The organism is Streptococcus oriscaviae, assembly GCF_018137985.1.
In the GTDB taxonomy this organism is placed as follows: Bacteria; Bacillota; Bacilli; order Lactobacillales; family Streptococcaceae; genus Streptococcus; species Streptococcus oriscaviae.
Genome location: NZ_CP073084.1, coordinates 1,226,063 through 1,242,719, shown reverse-complemented (window position 1 = coordinate 1,242,719; position 16,657 = coordinate 1,226,063). Strand labels below are relative to the sequence as shown.

At 47.2% G+C, this 16,657-nt stretch carries 13 protein-coding genes; 12 read left to right on the top strand and 1 reads right to left on the bottom strand.

Annotation, left to right across the window (positions count from 1 at the left end; all coding sequences use genetic code 11):
- The first annotated feature begins 189 nt into the window (after positions 1 to 189).
- The 4 genes from pbp1b to INT76_RS06240 all read left to right on the top strand — a co-directional run bounded on the left by pbp1b (position 190) and on the right by INT76_RS06240 (position 10,854).
- Positions 190 to 2,595 carry a penicillin-binding protein PBP1B gene (gene pbp1b, locus INT76_RS06255; RefSeq protein WP_212569667.1) on the top strand — a complete coding sequence of 802 codons (2,406 nt, stop codon included), beginning with the start codon at positions 190 to 192 and terminating at the stop codon, positions 2,593 to 2,595.
- A 360-nt stretch (positions 2,596 to 2,955) separates the two neighbouring features.
- Entirely contained in the window at positions 2,956 to 6,528 is a 3,573-nt protein-coding gene (gene rpoB / locus INT76_RS06250; RefSeq protein ID WP_212569666.1) for a DNA-directed RNA polymerase subunit beta, read from the top strand.
- Positions 6,529 to 6,703: 175 nt separating this feature from the next.
- Positions 6,704 to 10,339 (top strand): DNA-directed RNA polymerase subunit beta', encoded by a 3,636-nt coding sequence (gene rpoC, locus INT76_RS06245; RefSeq protein ID WP_212569665.1) that lies wholly within the window; start codon positions 6,704 to 6,706, stop codon positions 10,337 to 10,339.
- A 155-nt stretch (positions 10,340 to 10,494) separates the two neighbouring features.
- Positions 10,495 to 10,854 (top strand): DUF1033 family protein, encoded by a 360-nt coding sequence (locus INT76_RS06240; protein WP_212569664.1) that lies wholly within the window; start codon positions 10,495 to 10,497, stop codon positions 10,852 to 10,854.
- Positions 10,855 to 10,872: 18 nt separating this feature from the next.
- On the opposite strand, the gene INT76_RS06235 is transcribed toward INT76_RS06240, so the two are convergent.
- Positions 10,873 to 11,841, bottom strand: coding sequence for a S66 family peptidase (locus INT76_RS06235; RefSeq protein ID WP_212569663.1), 969 nt, complete (start codon positions 11,839 to 11,841; stop codon positions 10,873 to 10,875).
- An 87-nt stretch (positions 11,842 to 11,928) separates the two neighbouring features.
- Here INT76_RS06235 and comGA point away from each other — a divergent pair, with 87 nt between their 5' ends.
- The 8 genes from comGA (at position 11,929) to INT76_RS06195 (ending at position 16,634) form a co-directional block, all read left to right on the top strand.
- Positions 11,929 to 12,879, top strand: coding sequence for a competence type IV pilus ATPase ComGA (gene comGA / locus INT76_RS06230; protein ID WP_212569662.1), 951 nt, complete (start codon positions 11,929 to 11,931; stop codon positions 12,877 to 12,879).
- Entirely contained in the window at positions 12,791 to 13,828 is a 1,038-nt protein-coding gene (gene comGB, locus INT76_RS06225) for a competence type IV pilus assembly protein ComGB (protein ID WP_282960473.1), read from the top strand. Before comGA ends, comGB begins: the two co-directional genes overlap by 89 nt.
- A 1-nt stretch (position 13,829) precedes the next feature.
- Positions 13,830 to 14,144 (top strand): competence type IV pilus major pilin ComGC, encoded by a 315-nt coding sequence (comGC, locus tag INT76_RS06220; protein WP_212569661.1) that lies wholly within the window; start codon positions 13,830 to 13,832, stop codon positions 14,142 to 14,144.
- Positions 14,104 to 14,532: a competence type IV pilus minor pilin ComGD gene (gene comGD, locus INT76_RS06215; protein ID WP_212573035.1), complete on the top strand. Its 429-nt coding sequence runs from the start codon at positions 14,104 to 14,106 to the stop codon at positions 14,530 to 14,532. The genes comGC and comGD overlap by 41 nt, the downstream gene beginning before the upstream one ends.
- Positions 14,504 to 14,797 (top strand): competence type IV pilus minor pilin ComGE, encoded by a 294-nt coding sequence (gene comGE / locus INT76_RS06210; protein WP_212569660.1) that lies wholly within the window; start codon positions 14,504 to 14,506, stop codon positions 14,795 to 14,797. The genes comGD and comGE overlap by 29 nt, the downstream gene beginning before the upstream one ends.
- Positions 14,784 to 15,218 (top strand): competence type IV pilus minor pilin ComGF, encoded by a 435-nt coding sequence (gene comGF / locus INT76_RS06205; protein ID WP_212573034.1) that lies wholly within the window; start codon positions 14,784 to 14,786, stop codon positions 15,216 to 15,218. Before comGE ends, comGF begins: the two co-directional genes overlap by 14 nt.
- Positions 15,196 to 15,615: a competence type IV pilus minor pilin ComGG gene (gene comGG / locus INT76_RS06200; protein ID WP_212569659.1), complete on the top strand. Its 420-nt coding sequence runs from the start codon at positions 15,196 to 15,198 to the stop codon at positions 15,613 to 15,615. The genes comGF and comGG overlap by 23 nt, the downstream gene beginning before the upstream one ends.
- A gap of 74 nt (positions 15,616 to 15,689) precedes the next feature.
- On the top strand, positions 15,690 to 16,634 hold the full coding sequence (locus INT76_RS06195; protein ID WP_212569658.1) for a class I SAM-dependent methyltransferase: 945 nt from the start codon (positions 15,690 to 15,692) through the stop codon (positions 16,632 to 16,634).
- Positions 16,635 to 16,657: the final 23 nt, after the last annotated feature.

Sequence of the window (16,657 nt, the reverse complement as noted above, 5' to 3'; positions counted from 1 at the left end):
CTCCAACAAAACGAATGGCTCCAGGCGACAGTCTGAGTGCACAGTAAGCAAATCAATACAAGAATAGGAAACAAACCGTTTTCTGCAGGTGTGGTGCCCAAGTTCAATTTTAAATTTTACCCCCTATTATATCACGAAATTGTGGAAAATAAAGAATTTTTGGTATAATAAAAGGATAAGGAGTTAATTATGACGTCTAAAGAAGAAAACAAGGTAGCAAAAAACGAAGAAAAAGAAACCTTTCCCCTTTCTCCAAAGGAAATTGGTGGAATTGTTTTGCGAACCTTTAAACTATTGTTGGATTTTGCGGGGGTACTGATTTTCCTGGTCGCTTTGTTTGGAATAGGGGTTGGTTTGGGTTATGTTGGTAGCTTGTTTGATAATGTTACTGTTCCAGATACGACTCAGTTGGTTCAAGAAGTATCAGAAGTCAGCCGTATTTCCAAGGTGGTTTACTCAAATGGCAGTCTGATTTCTGAGATTAACTCGGATTTGTTGCGGACGCCGGTTGAAGGAACTGCGATTTCAGATTATCTCAAACAGGCGGTGATTGCAACAGAGGATGAAACCTTTGAAAGCCATAACGGAGTGGTGCCAAAGGCGGTTATTCGTGCTGCGCTCGGTTCTATCGGTTTGGGTTCATCCAGTGGTGGTTCTACTCTGACTCAGCAGTTGATTAAGCAGCAGATTGTAGGAGATGCGCCAACCTTTACGCGGAAGGCCAATGAGATTGTATCGGCGCTGGCTCTTGAACGAGTGATGAGCAAGGAAGAGATTTTAACGACCTATCTCAATGTGTCGCCTTTTGGTCGAAATAACCAAGGTCGTAACATTGCTGGGGCAGAAGAAGCTGCTCAGGGAATTTTTGGACGGCCAGCCAAGGATCTGACCGTTCCTCAGGCAGCCTTCATAGCAGGCTTGCCTCAAAGTCCGATTGTCTACTCACCCTACCATTCGGACGGCAGTTTTAAGGCAGACGAGGACATGGCCTTTGGTATTGAGCGCCAAAAAGATGTGCTCTATAATATGTACCGCGCAGGTTATCTCAGTCAGGCAGATTATGAAACCTATAAGGCTTATGACATCAAACAGGATTTTATTGCTCCAAATCCAGTGACCGGTGATACAAAAGACTATCTTTATTATGAGGTAATGGAAGAAGCTGAACAGGCTATGTATCAGTACTTGGTGAAACGTGACCAGGTATCTGAGAACGACCTCAAGAATGATGCGACAAAGGAAGCCTATACAGAGTTGGCCAAAAAAGAATTGAGTCAAGGGGGCTACACGGTTTTCAGCACGGTGGATAAAGGCATTTACGAAACCATGCAGTCGGTTGTAGCCAATTATGGCCATGTTTTAGATAGCGGCAATACCTATGTTGAAACGGGTAGTGTCCTTATTGATAATACCACAGGTGCGATTTTAGGGTTCATCGGCGGTCGTGACTATGCTTCTAACCAAAACAACCACGCCTTTGATACGGAGCGCTCACCAGCGTCAACGATTAAACCTCTCTTGGCCTATGGGATTGCAATGGATCAGGGCTTGATTGGTTCAGCAAGTATCCTGTCCAACTACCCAACCAACTTTTCTTCTGGGGCGCCGATTATGTACGGAACCAGTCGTGGTACGGGAATGATGAATTTGCAGACGGCGATTGACCAATCGGTGAATATCCCAGCCTTCTGGACCTATAAGATGTTGCGTAACGCAGGTGTGGACGCCAAGGCTTATATGGATAAGATGAATTATCATATTCCTCTGTACGATATTGAAAGTGTGCCTTTGGGTGGCGGGGTAGAAATTTCTGTGTTGACCAACACCAATGCCTACCAGGCTTTGGTAAGCGGTGGTGTTTACCACAAGCATTACATCGTTGAAAAAATCACTGCACCAGATGGAACCGTTGTTTACCAGCATGAGGTGAAACCGGTACAGGTTTACTCCAAAGCAACTTCAAGCATCATGACTCAGTTGCTGAGACAGGTGGTGAATTCTGGCTTTACGACGACCTTCCGTAGCAGGTTGGGAGGCCTAAACCCACAAGCGACGGGTGTTGACTTTGTAGGGAAAACCGGAACCAGTAATGATGTTAATGATGTTTGGTTAATGCTGGCTTCTCCTAAAGTAACGTTAGGAACTTGGGCCGGGAATGATGATAACTCCCAGATGTATGTCTGGACAGGTTATCACAATAATTCCCAGTATGTGGCTCACATCGTTGATGCTCTCTATCGGATCAACCCAAGTATGTTTGAAGGGCGTTTTGAGCTAGATAGTAGCGTTATCGCTTCATCAGTTGTTGCTTCAACTGGTCAAAAACCAGGAACAGTCCAAGTCAATGGGCGTCAAGTTCAGGTTTCAGGTGCCATGACGACTAGTTATTGGGCTAAAAACGGCGCTCCTGTAACGACCTATAAATTCATGGTGGGTGGAACGGATAGCGATTATGCACAGGCGTGGAATAGTTTGTTCGGAACAGGACAGACCCCTAGTCAGACCCCAAATGATAACAACTCGACAAACCAGAATAGTACCAATACATCCTCTTCGGAAAACACGGGGGCATCTTCTGAGAATTCAAATGATTAGGCTTGAAAAAGTTCGGAAATTATGCTATACTAACTGAAACTATTTGTCGTGTGCCTTGTTTGAAATATTGTCCAAACTAAGGCTTGCAGCAGTTAAATCATACTTTTACAAGGAAGATTTAGCTGCTCTTTTTGTGTCTATTTGACGAAATTTTAAGATTTGTCATGTATTCTTAAAATTTCTAAATATTCAGAAAAGGGATGAAGTATTGGTCAGCTATTGACTATTGTAATCGGATGGTCCTTCATCCGAGCGCTCGCTTGTACTTGGTTTTACGACCAAGACAAGGTGTGAACAGATTCTTGTTTTAGGAGAAATTCTTGAGGCGAGGTCTTAGAACTGATAAAAAGGAGAAAACTTTTGGCAGGACATGAAGTTCAGTACGGCAAGCACCGTACACGTCGTAGTTTTTCAAGAATTAAGGAAGTTCTTGATTTACCAAATTTGATTGAAATCCAAACGGATTCATTCCAAGATTTTTTAGACCATGGTTTGAAGGAAGTTTTTGAAGATGTACTTCCGGTCTCAAACTTTACAGAAACCATGGAATTGGAATTTGTGGGCTATGAGCTGAAGGAGCCAAAGTATACATTGGAAGAGGCGCGTGCGCACGATGCCAACTATTCGGCACCAATCTTTGTGACCTTCCGTTTGATCAATAAGGAAACCGGCGAAATCAAGACTCAGGAAGTCTTCTTCGGTGAATTTCCAATTATGACGGAAATGGGTACCTTTATCATCAACGGTGCAGAACGTATCATCGTTTCTCAGTTGGTGCGCTCACCAGGTGTCTACTTCAATGACAAGGTAGATAAGAATGGTAAGGTTGGTTACGGTTCAACCGTTATCCCAAACCGTGGTGCTTGGTTGGAGTTGGAAACAGACTCAAAAGACATCGCCTATACCCGTATCGACCGTACGCGTAAGATTCCATTTACGACCTTGGTGCGTGCCCTTGGTTTCTCAGGGGATGATGAAATTTTTGATATTTTTGGTGACAGCGAATTGGTTCGCAACACCGTCGAAAAAGACATCCACAAGAATCCAGCAGATTCTCGTACAGACGAAGCCCTCAAAGAAATCTATGAGCGCCTGCGTCCAGGTGAACCAAAAACTGCAGAAAGCTCTCGCAGCCTTCTGACCGCGCGTTTCTTTGACCCACGTCGTTACGATTTGGCCCCTGTTGGTCGCTATAAGATTAACAAAAAACTCAGCTTGCGGACTCGCCTTCTCAACCAAACCTTGGCAGAGCATGTCATCAATGGTGAAACCGGCGAAATCGTCTTGGAAGCAGGAACACTCTTGAATAGAGATGTGTTGGAAAAAATCGACGAGCAATTTGATCAGCTCAACTTAGTAGAGTACATTCCAAATGATGCAGCTGTTTTGGTGGAGCCAGTCTTGTTGCAAAAATTCAAGATTGTGGCACCGAAAGATCCAGACCGAGTTGTGACCGTGATTGGTAATGCCAACCCAGCTGAAAATGTGCGTACAGTCACACCGGCAGATATTTTGGCGGAGATGAGTTACTTCCTCAACCTAGCTGAGGGTCTTGGTCGTGTAGATGATATTGACCACTTGGGGAACCGTCGTATCCGTGCGGTCGGCGAACTTTTGGCCAACCAAGTCCGTATCGGTTTGACCCGTATGGAGCGGAACCTGCGCGAGCGTATGTCTGTTCAAGACAACGAGGTCTTGACGCCGCAACAAATCATCAACATTCGTCCAGTCACCGCTGCCATCAAAGAATTCTTTGGTTCATCCCAGTTGTCCCAGTTCATGGACCAACACAACCCGCTTTCTGAGTTGTCTCACAAGCGCCGTTTGTCAGCCTTGGGGCCTGGTGGTTTGACTCGTGACCGTGCTGGTTACGAGGTGCGTGACGTACACTACACCCACTATGGCCGTATGTGTCCGATTGAAACGCCTGAAGGACCAAACATCGGTTTGATCAACAACTTGTCTTCTTACGGACACCTCAACAAATATGGCTTCATCCAAACGCCTTACCGCAAGATTGACCGTGCAACTGGTACAGTTACGAACGAAATCGTTTGGTTGACAGCCGATGAAGAAGATGCTTACATTGTAGCTCAATCGACATCACCACTTGATGAAAACAACCGTTTCGTTGATAAGATTGTCATGGGTCGTCATCAGGGTAACAACCAAGAATTCCCAGCTGAATCAGCGGATTTCATGGATGTTTCACCTAAGCAGGTAGTTGCGGTGGCGACAGCTTGTATTCCTTTCTTGGAAAACGATGACTCCAACCGTGCCCTCATGGGTGCCAACATGCAGCGTCAGGCCGTTCCATTGATTGATCCTAAGGCTCCGCTAGTTGGTACTGGTATGGAATACCAGGCTGCCCATGACTCAGGTGCGGCCATTATTGCCCAACATGATGGAAAAGTAACCTATGCGGATGCGGACAAGGTTGAAGTACGCCGCGAAGATGGTTCCTTGGATATTTACAAAATTTCTAAATTCCGTCGTTCCAACTCAGGAACGGCTTACAACCAACGTACCCTTGTAAAAGTGGGCGATGTGGTTGAAAAAGGCGACTTTATCGCCGATGGACCTTCCATGGAAAAAGGGGAAATGGCCCTTGGTCAAAACCCTATCGTTGCCTACATGACTTGGGAAGGGTACAACTTCGAGGACGCGGTTATTATGAGTGAACGTCTGGTGAAAGATGATGTCTACACCTCTGTTCACTTGGAAGAATATGAATCCGAAACCCGCGATACCAAGTTGGGCCCTGAAGAAATCACCCGCGAAATTCCAAACGTTGGTGAGGATGCCCTTCGCCAGTTGGATGAAATGGGTATTATCCGCATCGGTGCCGAAGTAAAAGAAGGCGATATCCTGGTTGGTAAGGTGACACCGAAAGGTGAAAAAGACCTGTCTGCAGAAGAGCGCCTCTTGCACGCCATCTTCGGTGACAAGTCACGTGAAGTCCGTGATACTTCTCTTCGTGTACCACACGGTGCCGATGGTGTCGTTCGTGATGTGAAGATCTTTACCCGTGCCAACGGTGATGAATTGCAATCTGGCGTTAACATGCTGGTCCGTGTCTACATTGCCCAAAAACGCAAGATCAAGGTCGGTGATAAGATGGCCGGTCGTCACGGTAACAAGGGTGTCGTTTCCCGTATCGTTCCTGTGGAAGACATGCCATACCTACCTGACGGAACTCCTGTTGACATCATGCTCAACCCACTGGGGGTACCATCTCGTATGAACATCGGTCAGGTTATGGAACTTCACTTGGGTATGGCTGCTCGTAATCTGGGCATCCACATTGCAACACCAGTTTTCGATGGTGCAAGCTCAGAAGACCTTTGGTCAACTGTCAAAGAAGCAGGCATGGACTCAGATGCCAAGACCGTTCTCTATGATGGACGTACCGGTGAGCCATTTGACAACCGCGTATCTGTCGGTGTCATGTATATGATCAAGCTTCACCACATGGTGGATGACAAGCTCCACGCGCGTTCAGTCGGACCATACTCACTGGTTACTCAGCAGCCACTCGGAGGTAAGGCTCAGTTTGGTGGACAACGTTTCGGTGAGATGGAGGTTTGGGCCCTTGAAGCCTACGGTGCTTCAAATGTCCTTCAAGAAATCTTGACCTACAAGTCAGATGATGTGACAGGCCGTCTCAAGGCCTATGAAGCCATCACCAAAGGCAAGCCAATTCCTAAACCAGGTGTTCCAGAATCCTTCCGCGTTCTTGTCAAAGAGTTGCAGTCCCTTGGTTTGGATATGCGGGTCCTTGATGAAGATGACAAAGAAGTGGAATTGCGTGACCTTGATGAAGGTGAAGATGATGACATCATCCACGTAGATGACCTTGAAAAAGCACGTGCAAAAGCCGCAGCGGACGCTGCAGCAGCCTTCGCAGCTGAAGAAGCTGAGGGCAAAGAGTAGTCTGATTTGAAGCCGACGAGGTTTTCAGATGGTGGCTGGGAGAAATAATGGCCTGAGCTTAAAAAGAAAAGCGAGGGGCCTCTCCCTGAAACCAGAGGACATCAGATGTGCTGTGTTAATCAAGAAATTGAGGTGTGGATTTCCAGCCTCTCACAAAGAAAGAAAGGGATAATTAGTGGTTGACGTAAATCGTTTTAAAAGTATGCAAATCACGTTAGCTTCACCGAACAAGGTCCGTTCATGGTCCTATGGTGAAGTTAAAAAACCTGAAACAATCAACTATCGGACACTCAAGCCAGAGCGCGACGGACTCTTTGATGAAGTCATCTTTGGTCCAACCAAGGACTGGGAGTGTTCATGTGGGAAGTACAAACGGATTCGCTATAAGGGAATTGTTTGTGACCGCTGTGGTGTAGAAGTGACTCGGGCTAAAGTTCGCCGTGAGCGGATGGGTCACATCGAGTTGAAGGCACCTATTTCACATATCTGGTATTTCAAAGGGATTCCAAGCCGCATGGGCTTGACCTTGGATATGAGCCCACGGGCGCTTGAGGAAGTCATCTACTTCGCTGCCTATGTGGTCATTGATCCAAAGGATACTCCGCTTGAGCACAAGTCTATTATGACAGAGCGTGAATATCGTGAGCGCCTGCGCGAGTATGGCCATGGTTCTTTTGTCGCTAAGATGGGGGCAGAAGCTATCCAAGACTTGCTCAAACAAGTGGATCTTCCAACTGAAATCGCAGCTCTCAAGGAAGAGTTGAAGACTGCAACTGGTCAAAAACGGATCAAGGCAGTTCGCCGTCTGGATGTCTTGGACGCCTTCCAAAAATCAGGCAACAAGCCAGAATGGATGATTCTCAATATCCTACCTGTTATTCCACCGGATTTGCGTCCGATGGTCCAGTTGGATGGTGGCCGCTTTGCTGCCTCTGACCTGAATGAACTCTACCGCCGTGTTATCAACCGGAACAACCGTTTGGCCCGCCTCTTGGAACTCAATGCGCCAGGCATCATCGTGCAAAACGAAAAACGGATGCTCCAAGAAGCGGTGGATGCTTTGATTGATAACGGTCGCCGTGGTCGTCCAATCACAGGACCAGGTAGCCGTCCCCTTAAATCCCTCAGCCACATGCTGAAAGGGAAGCAGGGGCGTTTCCGCCAAAACTTGCTCGGTAAGCGTGTTGACTTCTCAGGTCGTTCCGTTATCGCCGTTGGTCCAACTCTCAAGATGTACCAATGTGGTGTGCCACGTGAAATGGCCATCGAGCTCTTCAAACCCTTTGTCATGCGCGAAATCGTTGCCCGCGAAATCGCTGGTAACATGAAAGCTGCCAAACGCTTGATTGAGCGTGGCGACGACCGTATTTGGGATATTCTAGAAGAAGTCATCAAAGAACACCCTGTGCTCCTCAACCGCGCACCGACCCTCCACCGTTTGGGTATTCAGGCCTTTGAACCAGTCCTGATTGATGGTAAGGCTCTTCGCCTCCACCCATTGGTCTGTGAAGCCTACAACGCCGACTTTGACGGTGACCAGATGGCGATTCACGTTCCATTGTCAGAAGAAGCGCAGGCAGAAGCTCGTATCCTCATGCTGGCTGCTGAGCACATCCTTAACCCGAAAGATGGTAAACCAGTTGTAACCCCATCTCAGGATATGGTCTTGGGGAACTACTACTTGACCATGGAAGATGCCGGCCGTGAAGGCGAAGGCATGGTCTTCAAGGATGCGGATGAGGCTGTCATGGCTTACCGCAATGGCTATGTTCACTTGCATACCCGTGTTGGTATCGCAACGGACAGTCTTGACAAACCTTGGAAGGACAATCAAAAGCACAAGATTATGATGACCACTGTCGGAAAAATCTTGTTCAACGCGATTATGCCAGAAGGGCTTCCTTACTTGCAAGAGCCAAACAATGCCAACTTGACAGATGGAACGCCAGACAAATACTTCTTGGAACCAGGTTCAGACATCAAGGCTGCCATTGTAGCATTGCCACTCAACCAACCGTTCAAGAAGAAAAATCTTGGAAACATCATCGCTGAAATCTTCAAGCGTTTCCGTACAACAGAAACCTCAGCCCTGCTTGACCGTCTTAAAGACCTGGGTTACTATCACTCCACCCTTGCTGGTTTGACAGTGGGGATTGCCGATATCCCAGTTATCGACAACAAGGCAGAAATCATTGAAGAATCTCATGAACGTGTAGAGCAAATCAAGAAACAATTCCGCCGCGGTATGATCACAGAAGATGAGCGTTATGCAGCGGTGACTGACGAATGGCGTTCTGCCAAGGAAAAATTGGAAAAACGCCTGGTTGAAAAACAGGATCCGAAGAACCCAATCGTTATGATGATGGACTCTGGTGCCCGTGGTAACATATCCAACTTCTCCCAGTTGGCCGGTATGCGTGGACTCATGTCTGCTCCGAACGGACGAATCATGGAATTGCCAATCCTGTCTAACTTCCGCGAAGGTCTCTCCGTACTCGAGATGTTCTTCTCTACTCACGGTGCCCGTAAGGGTATGACGGATACGGCCTTGAAGACGGCCGACTCAGGTTACTTGACTCGTCGTTTGGTTGACGTGGCCCAAGATGTCATTATTCGTGAGGACGACTGTGGTACTGACCGTGGTTTGGACATCACCTCTATCACCGATGGCAAAGAGATGATCGAGCCATTGGAAGAGCGTCTGCAAGGTCGTTACACCAAGAAGACCGTTAAGCATCCTGAAACTGGTGCGGTTATCATCGGTCCAAATCAGCTGATTACCGAAGATATTGCTCGTGAAATTGTCAACGCTGGTGTGAAACAAGTAACCATCCGTAGCGTATTTACATGTAACACTCGTCACGGTGTCTGCCGTCACTGTTACGGTATCAACTTGGCAACAGGTGATGCGGTTGAAGTGGGTGAAGCAGTCGGTACAATCGCTGCCCAATCCATCGGTGAGCCTGGTACCCAGCTGACCATGCGTACCTTCCACACGGGTGGTGTAGCCTCAAACAGCGACATCACTCAGGGTCTTCCTCGTGTCCAAGAAATCTTTGAAGCCCGTAATCCGAAAGGGGAAGCGGTCATCACAGAGGTCAAGGGTGAAGTCACAGCTATCAAAGAAGATGCAGCAACCCGCACCAAGAAAGTCTTTGTCAAAGGCAAGACTGGTGAAGGCGAATATGTGGTGCCATTTACAGCCCGCATGAAGGTTGATGTTGGTGACCAAGTGGCGCGTGGAGCAGCCCTGACAGAGGGGTCTATCCAGCCAAAACGCCTGCTTGAAGTACGCGACGTCTTGTCTGTGGAAACCTACCTTCTTTCTGAAGTGCAAAAGGTTTACCGTAGCCAAGGGGTAGAAATCGGCGACAAGCACATCGAGGTAATGGTGCGTCAAATGCTTCGTAAAGTTCGTGTCATGGATCCAGGAGATACAGACCTTCTTATGGGAACTCTTATGGACATCACTGACTTTACAGATGCCAATGCTGAAGTGGTTATCGCAGGAGGAATTCCAGCAACTGCTCGTCCAGTCCTCATGGGTATCACCAAGGCTTCCCTTGAAACCAACTCCTTCTTGTCAGCAGCTTCCTTCCAGGAAACAACTCGCGTCTTGACGGATGCAGCTATCCGTGGTAAGAAAGATCACCTTCTCGGTCTCAAAGAGAATGTCATCATCGGTAAGATCATCCCAGCCGGTACTGGTATGGCTCGCTACCGCAACCTTGAACCACAGGCTGTCAATGAAGTCGAAATTATCGAAGACATTGTAGCAGAAGAAGTTGCAGAAGAATTGGTAACGGACTAATAATCAGTAAGTCCATCTCGCAAGAGATGGGCTTTTTTTGTCGATATCCTGCCAAACATTCGGAATTTGGGATAGTGAAGAAACTTTCAAGCTGATTTTTTTCTAAATGAAAAGGAATCCGCTATAATAAAACCAGAAGAAGGAAGTGTGACAGTATGTATCGAGTAGTAAAATTATATGGCGACTGTGAACCATGGTGGTTCTTGGATGCTAGCTGGGAAGAAGATGTGATAGCGAGTCAAGTGTTCCAGAACTACGATGAAGCTCTTAGTTATTATCAAAAAGAATGGGTGCTTCTATCCGAACGTCTTCCTGAAAAGCGAAGTAAAAATGGCCTGATGACCACTTTTTGGAACCCCAAGGATCTTCACTGGTGTGAAGAGTGCGACGAGTATCTGCAATACTATCATTCGTTGATGCTGATAGAGTGTGGAGAAAGTCTACCTCCTGCCTTCCGGAAGAAATCGGCAGGTAAACGGGTTAGGCCATGCCAGTTCAAGCAAAAACAAGCATAATCATCAAAAAAAGCTCGGTTAGTCCGAGCTTTTTGCTGTCTTAAAGTGGAGACTCATGTCATGGCTATCCAAGCTAACCTGACTGCCGATTGTAATGGTAAAAAGAGGCTGGGTATGGGCAAAGTCGACATCATAGAGGACAGGAATGGTTTTGAGAAGGGGGTGCTTGTCCAAAATCGCCAGCAAGATTTCCTCGGTCATCTTGGTTTCCTTCGGAAAACGCCCTAAGACGACAGCCTGTGGATTTGGGTAGGCTTGGAGGAGAGCAGTCAAGTGGCGAGCGATAATCAGATAATCGTCGTCTTCTGCCTCCTCCAAAAACAGAATGTACTTGTCCGGTTTGGGAGCAAATTCCGTCCCTGTCAGCAGATTGAGTGTTGAGATGTTTCCGCCTATAGCAATACCAGAGGCCTGGCCCGGATTGTAGACCTTCCACTCAGTTGGGTAGAAAGTGCGAGGGGCGTCGGGTAGGTACCAAGCATCGCTAGACCATTCTGAACTAGGCGTCAGTTCATAGGAATCTTGTGTCACAGCCTTGAGCCAGGCTTCAGTTTGGTAGTCTTGTCCGGCTTCCATCTTAAAACTAGAATAGGATGGGCCCATATAAGTTTTCATACCCGTTTTGGCATAGATGGCATTGAGCAGGGCTGTCGTATCCGAGTAACCACAGAAAATCTTAGGGTTTTGAGCGATGAGGTCGTAGTCCAGATAAGGAAGTAATTCGTTGCAATTAACACCGCCAATCGTTGTTAGGATGGCATCAACAGACGGGTCTGCAAAGGCCTCGTGCAAGTCTTCTACCCGGCTGGCAATGCTGGCAGAATCAAAGAGGTCATGTTCGAAATAGTTACTGGAAAAGGAAACGTCAAAGCCAAGTTCTTCTAATTTCTCTTTGGCGCTCACATTGGCATTGAAACCACCGATAGCTTGGATAGATAGGGATGGGCTGATCACACGGATGTGGTCCCCTTTTTTTAGTTTTTTCATAGGAAACCTCCAAAACTTTTTCTCATTTTAGCAGAAATTTTTTCCAAATGCAAAGGCAGTTGCGAATAAACTAGGTAAGGAGGCTTTATGGTTCAAGAATTAGCAAAAAGTATCATCGCAGATGCGGTAGACAAATATGTGACAGACCTCTATCTGGTTCCTCGTGCCCAATCCTATGAGTTGTACGAGCGCTATGATGATGAGCGGGTCTTTGTCGGAGAATATGATGAAGCAGAATTTGCAGCCCTGATTAGCCATTTTAAGTTTATGGCGGGCATGAATGTCGGAGAAAAGCGCCGCAGTCAACAGGGCTCCTGCGATTACGATTATGGCAAGGGCACCATTTCCCTGCGACTCTCAACCGTGGGTGATTACCGCAATAAGGAAAGTTTGGTCATCCGCTTCTTGTATGAGGGCGTTCACGACCTCCGCTACTGGTTCAACGCCTTAGAGGAGGTTTCTCAAGAAATCAAGGGACGAGGGCTCTACCTTTTTTCGGGCCCAGTCGGCTCTGGCAAAACCACCCTCATGTATCACCTTGCCAGGCTGAAATTTCCCAAGCAACAAGTACTGACTATCGAGGATCCTGTGGAAATCAAGCAGGACGATATGCTCCAGCTCCAGCTCAATGAAGCCATTGGGGCAACCTATGACAATTTGATCAAGCTATCCCTGCGGCACCGGCCTGACCTGCTCATTATCGGGGAAATCCGTGACCAAGAGACCGCAAGGGCGGTCATTCGGGCTAGCCTGACGGGGGCCACGGTCTTCTCAACCGTCCACGCCAAGTCCATCTCAGGGGTCTATGCCCGCCTCTTGGAGCTGGGTATTCGTGAGGAAGAGCTGAAAAATGCCCTCCAAGGCATTGCCTACCAGCGATTGATTAAGGGAAGGGGGATTGTCGATTATGCAAACAGGGACTACCAAGAGCACTCCAACCACAAGTGGAATGAGCAGATTGATCAGCTTCTTGCAGACGGACATATCGATGCTCGGCAGGCGCAGACCGAAAAAATTATCGATTTTAGGCCAGCGTAAGGTCATCCAGCTCTTTAACAACCTCTTTGCCAGCGGCTTCCATCTCGCAGAAATTGTTGATTTCCTCCAGCGCAGCCAGCTCTTGGCAGAAAGTTACATTTCCCTTTTGCGGCAAGGCCTGACGGCCGGCAAAGCTTTTTCGGACCTGCTATCGGATTTATCCTTTTCGGATACGGTGGTGACTCAGGTCTCTCTAGCCGAAATTCACGGCAACACAGCCCTCAGTTTACAGCATATCGAGGATTATCTGGCCAAGATGGCCCAGGTCCGCAAGAAATTGATTGAGGTGGCTACCTATCCCATCATCCTGCTGGCTTTTCTCATGACCATTATGCTGGGCTTGAAAAACTACCTCCTGCCCCAGTTGGAGGAGGGCAATCTCGCCACCACTCTAGTCAACCATTTTCCACAGCTTTTCCTAGGGGGCCTCTTGCTCATGGCCTGTCTCAGCTTGCTGGGTCTGATCTGGGTGCGTAAAACCAGCAAAATCAAGGTGGTCCGTGTCCTATCCAGGCTGCCCTTCCTTGGGAACTTTGTCAAGATTTATCTGACAGCCTATTATGCGCGTGAGTGGGGAAGTTTGATTGGTCAGGGCTTGGAGCTGGGGCAGATTGTGACCATCATGCAGGAGCAACCATCCGCTCTCTTTCAGGAAATTGGCCGGGACTTGGGCCAGACCTTGACCAGGGGGCAAAGTTTTTGCGACCAGATTTTAAGCTATCCCTTCTTTCGCAGGGAGCTCAGCCTCATCATCGAATACGGCCAGGTCAAGTCCAAGCTGGGGGCGGAGTTGTCCCTCTATGCGGACGAGTGCTGGGAGGAATTTTTCAGCAAAATCAACCGCGCCATGCAGCTGATTCAGCCTCTGGTTTTCCTCTTTGTGGCTCTGATGATTGTCTTGATTTACGCAGCCATGTTGCTGCCGATTTACCAAAATATGGAGATTTAAAATGAAAAAATTGATGAAGATAAAAACAAAAGCATTTACTTTAGTGGAAATGTTATTTACCTTGGTGATCATTTCCATTCTCTTGCTACTCTTTGTGCCCAACCTGAGCAAGCAAAAGGATGCGGTCAAGGATACAGGCGGGGCAGCCGTGGTCAAGGTGGTGGAGAGCCAGGCCGAGCTCTACGAATTAAGTCACGGCGGAGATGCGACCCTATCAAAACTGGTAGAAAATGGAGCAATCACAGCGGAGCAATCGCAGACCTACAATGAATATTATGCAAAACATACTGACAAGGCTCGCACGGTCAACCCGTAGGGGTTTTACTCTGCTAGAGAGTCTGCTGGTTCTCTTTGTGGTAAGTTTCTTAGCTGTTCAGTTGGCTGGCTCTGTTCAATCAGCTTTTCAGGCAGTGGAGGAGACCCTCTTCTTTTGGGAATTTGAGCACCTCTTTAGGGATAGTCAAAAGCTGGCTGCGGCCAGCCAGCAGACGGTTGTCTTAGAGTTACGGGAGGAAGAATTATCCAACGGCTACCACCGATTGGAGGTGCCAACATCCATTCATCTTGTTGAAGAAAAGAGTCTGGTGTTCAATCAGGAGGGAGGGAATTCTTCTCTGGCCAAGTTAGTCTTTCAAACGGAGCAAAAAACAGTGCGGTATCAATTATACTTGGGGAGTGGTCGCTATAAAAAAACAGAAGAATAAGGCGTATATTTTATTGGAAAGTTTGGTAGCACTGGCTATACTGGTCACAATCAGCAGCCTATTCTTAACTGCCATTGATCAGGGGCGTCAGCAGGAGGCGGAAGAACTGATACAACAGGAAGTTCTCCATCTTGCAAAAATGGCTGTTCAGACCAAGCAGGATACCCTCAGTTTGAATGGGGTGACGGTGGTTATTGAGCGCTCGCAGGATTCCATTCGCGTCATGCATGAGGGAAGAGAGGTTCTTTATGTTGAAAAAGACTAGGGTGGCAGCGTTTACCCTGATGGAATGCTTGTTGGCCTTACTCGTCCTCTCTGGCAGTTTCTTGGTGTTTGATGGTTTGACCAAGTTGGTCAGTCAAGAAGTTCGCCATCAGACAAGCAGTGTGGATAGGGACTGGTTGGTATTTGCGGAGCAGCTACGGACGGAGTTTGATGGGGTGTCGCTCCTAAAGGTAGAAAATAATCGAATCTATGTGGATAAGGATGGTCAGCTACTTGCTTTTGGCAAGTCTAAGGGAGATGATTTTAGAAAGACCAATGACAAGGGTCAGGGTTACCAGCCCATGCTCTACCATCTTCAGTCTGTTCAAATCAGCCAGTCGGATGGATTGGTGCGCATCGATTTGACCTTTCAGAACGGCAAGCGGAGGACATTTCTTTATGATTTTACAGAAGCGAGTTAGGGCGGGGGTCTTGCTCTATGCCCTCTTGATGTTGGCTATTTTTAGTCTGTTCTTACAATTTTATATCAATCGCCAACTCGCTGAAAGCAGAAGTTTCTTCGCTCAAAAAGAGGGAACGAAAGCGTATTTGATGGCAGATCTAACCATGGATCAGCTAGATCGTGACTGGGCCAAGCAAGCGGCAGCGGACAAACAAGCGTTTCAGACGACCAGCCCATCTTTGCAGAAGCAGGAATCGGCTGCGAATCTTTTGGAGATACCCAAGGAAGGCGAGCAAGGTTTCACGGAAGGTTTGGTACACTACCGCATGCAGGGAAGTCAGGTCGACATCGACGTTCAGCTCTCTGATGGGCATACTTTTTCTTATCGCTTTTACCGTCCTCAAACTCGTGACTAGCCGCGTTTTTTAGATTCCTTTTCTCATTCACTCAATCCCTAGTAAATTCTAGGGATTTTTGTTATGATAAGGATATGAATTTTGAAAAGATCGAACAGGCCTATGGCCTTTTATTAGAAAATGTGCAGACCATCCAGAACTTGCTTGTGACCAATGGCTACGATGCCTTGATTGAACAAAATGCAGCCTATTTGTCGGCTGTCCATGATCATCAAGTGATTGAACAGAACAATCAGACCTTGAAGAAGTTGAAGTTAACCAAGGAAGAATGGCGGCGCAGTTTTCAGTTCCTATTTATCAAGCTCAATCAAACAGAGCCCCTTCAATACAATCACCAGTTTACACCCGATAGTATCGGTTTTATTCTGACCTTTCTTTTGGATCATTTGCTTGAAAAAGAAAATATAACCGTACTTGAAATTGGTTCTGGAACAGGCAATTTGGCCCAGACCATTCTCAACCATAGTCAGAAGAAGCTGGATTATTTGGGGATTGAAGTGGATGACCTCTTGATTGATTTGTCGGCTAGTATCGCGGACGTGATGAAGGCTGAAATTAGTTTTGCACAAGGAGATGCGGTTCGCCCACAAATTCTGAAAGAAAGTGATCTTATTCTCAGTGACCTACCGATTGGTTACTACCCAGATGACAGCATTGCCAGCCGCTACAAGGTGGCTAGCAGCGAGGAAAAGACCTACGCCCATCATCTACTGATGGAGCAATCGCTCAAGTATTTGCAACAAGGTGGGTACGCCATTTTTCTTGCTCCAAATGATTTATTGACCAGTCCGCAGAGCGACCTGTTAAAGAGCTGGTTACAAGCAGAAGCCAGTATCGTTGCAATGATTGCCTTGCCGAGCAATTTGTTTGGAGCCCAATCCATGGCCAAGTCGATTTTCGTCCTGCAAAAGAAAACGGTTCAACAGCAAATGCCGTTTGTCTATCCCTTACAGGATTTGCAGGATGCCCAAGCAATGCAGGATTTTACAGCTAAATTCAAAAAATGGAAACAAGGCTAATGCATTTTCAGGGAAAATTTGAT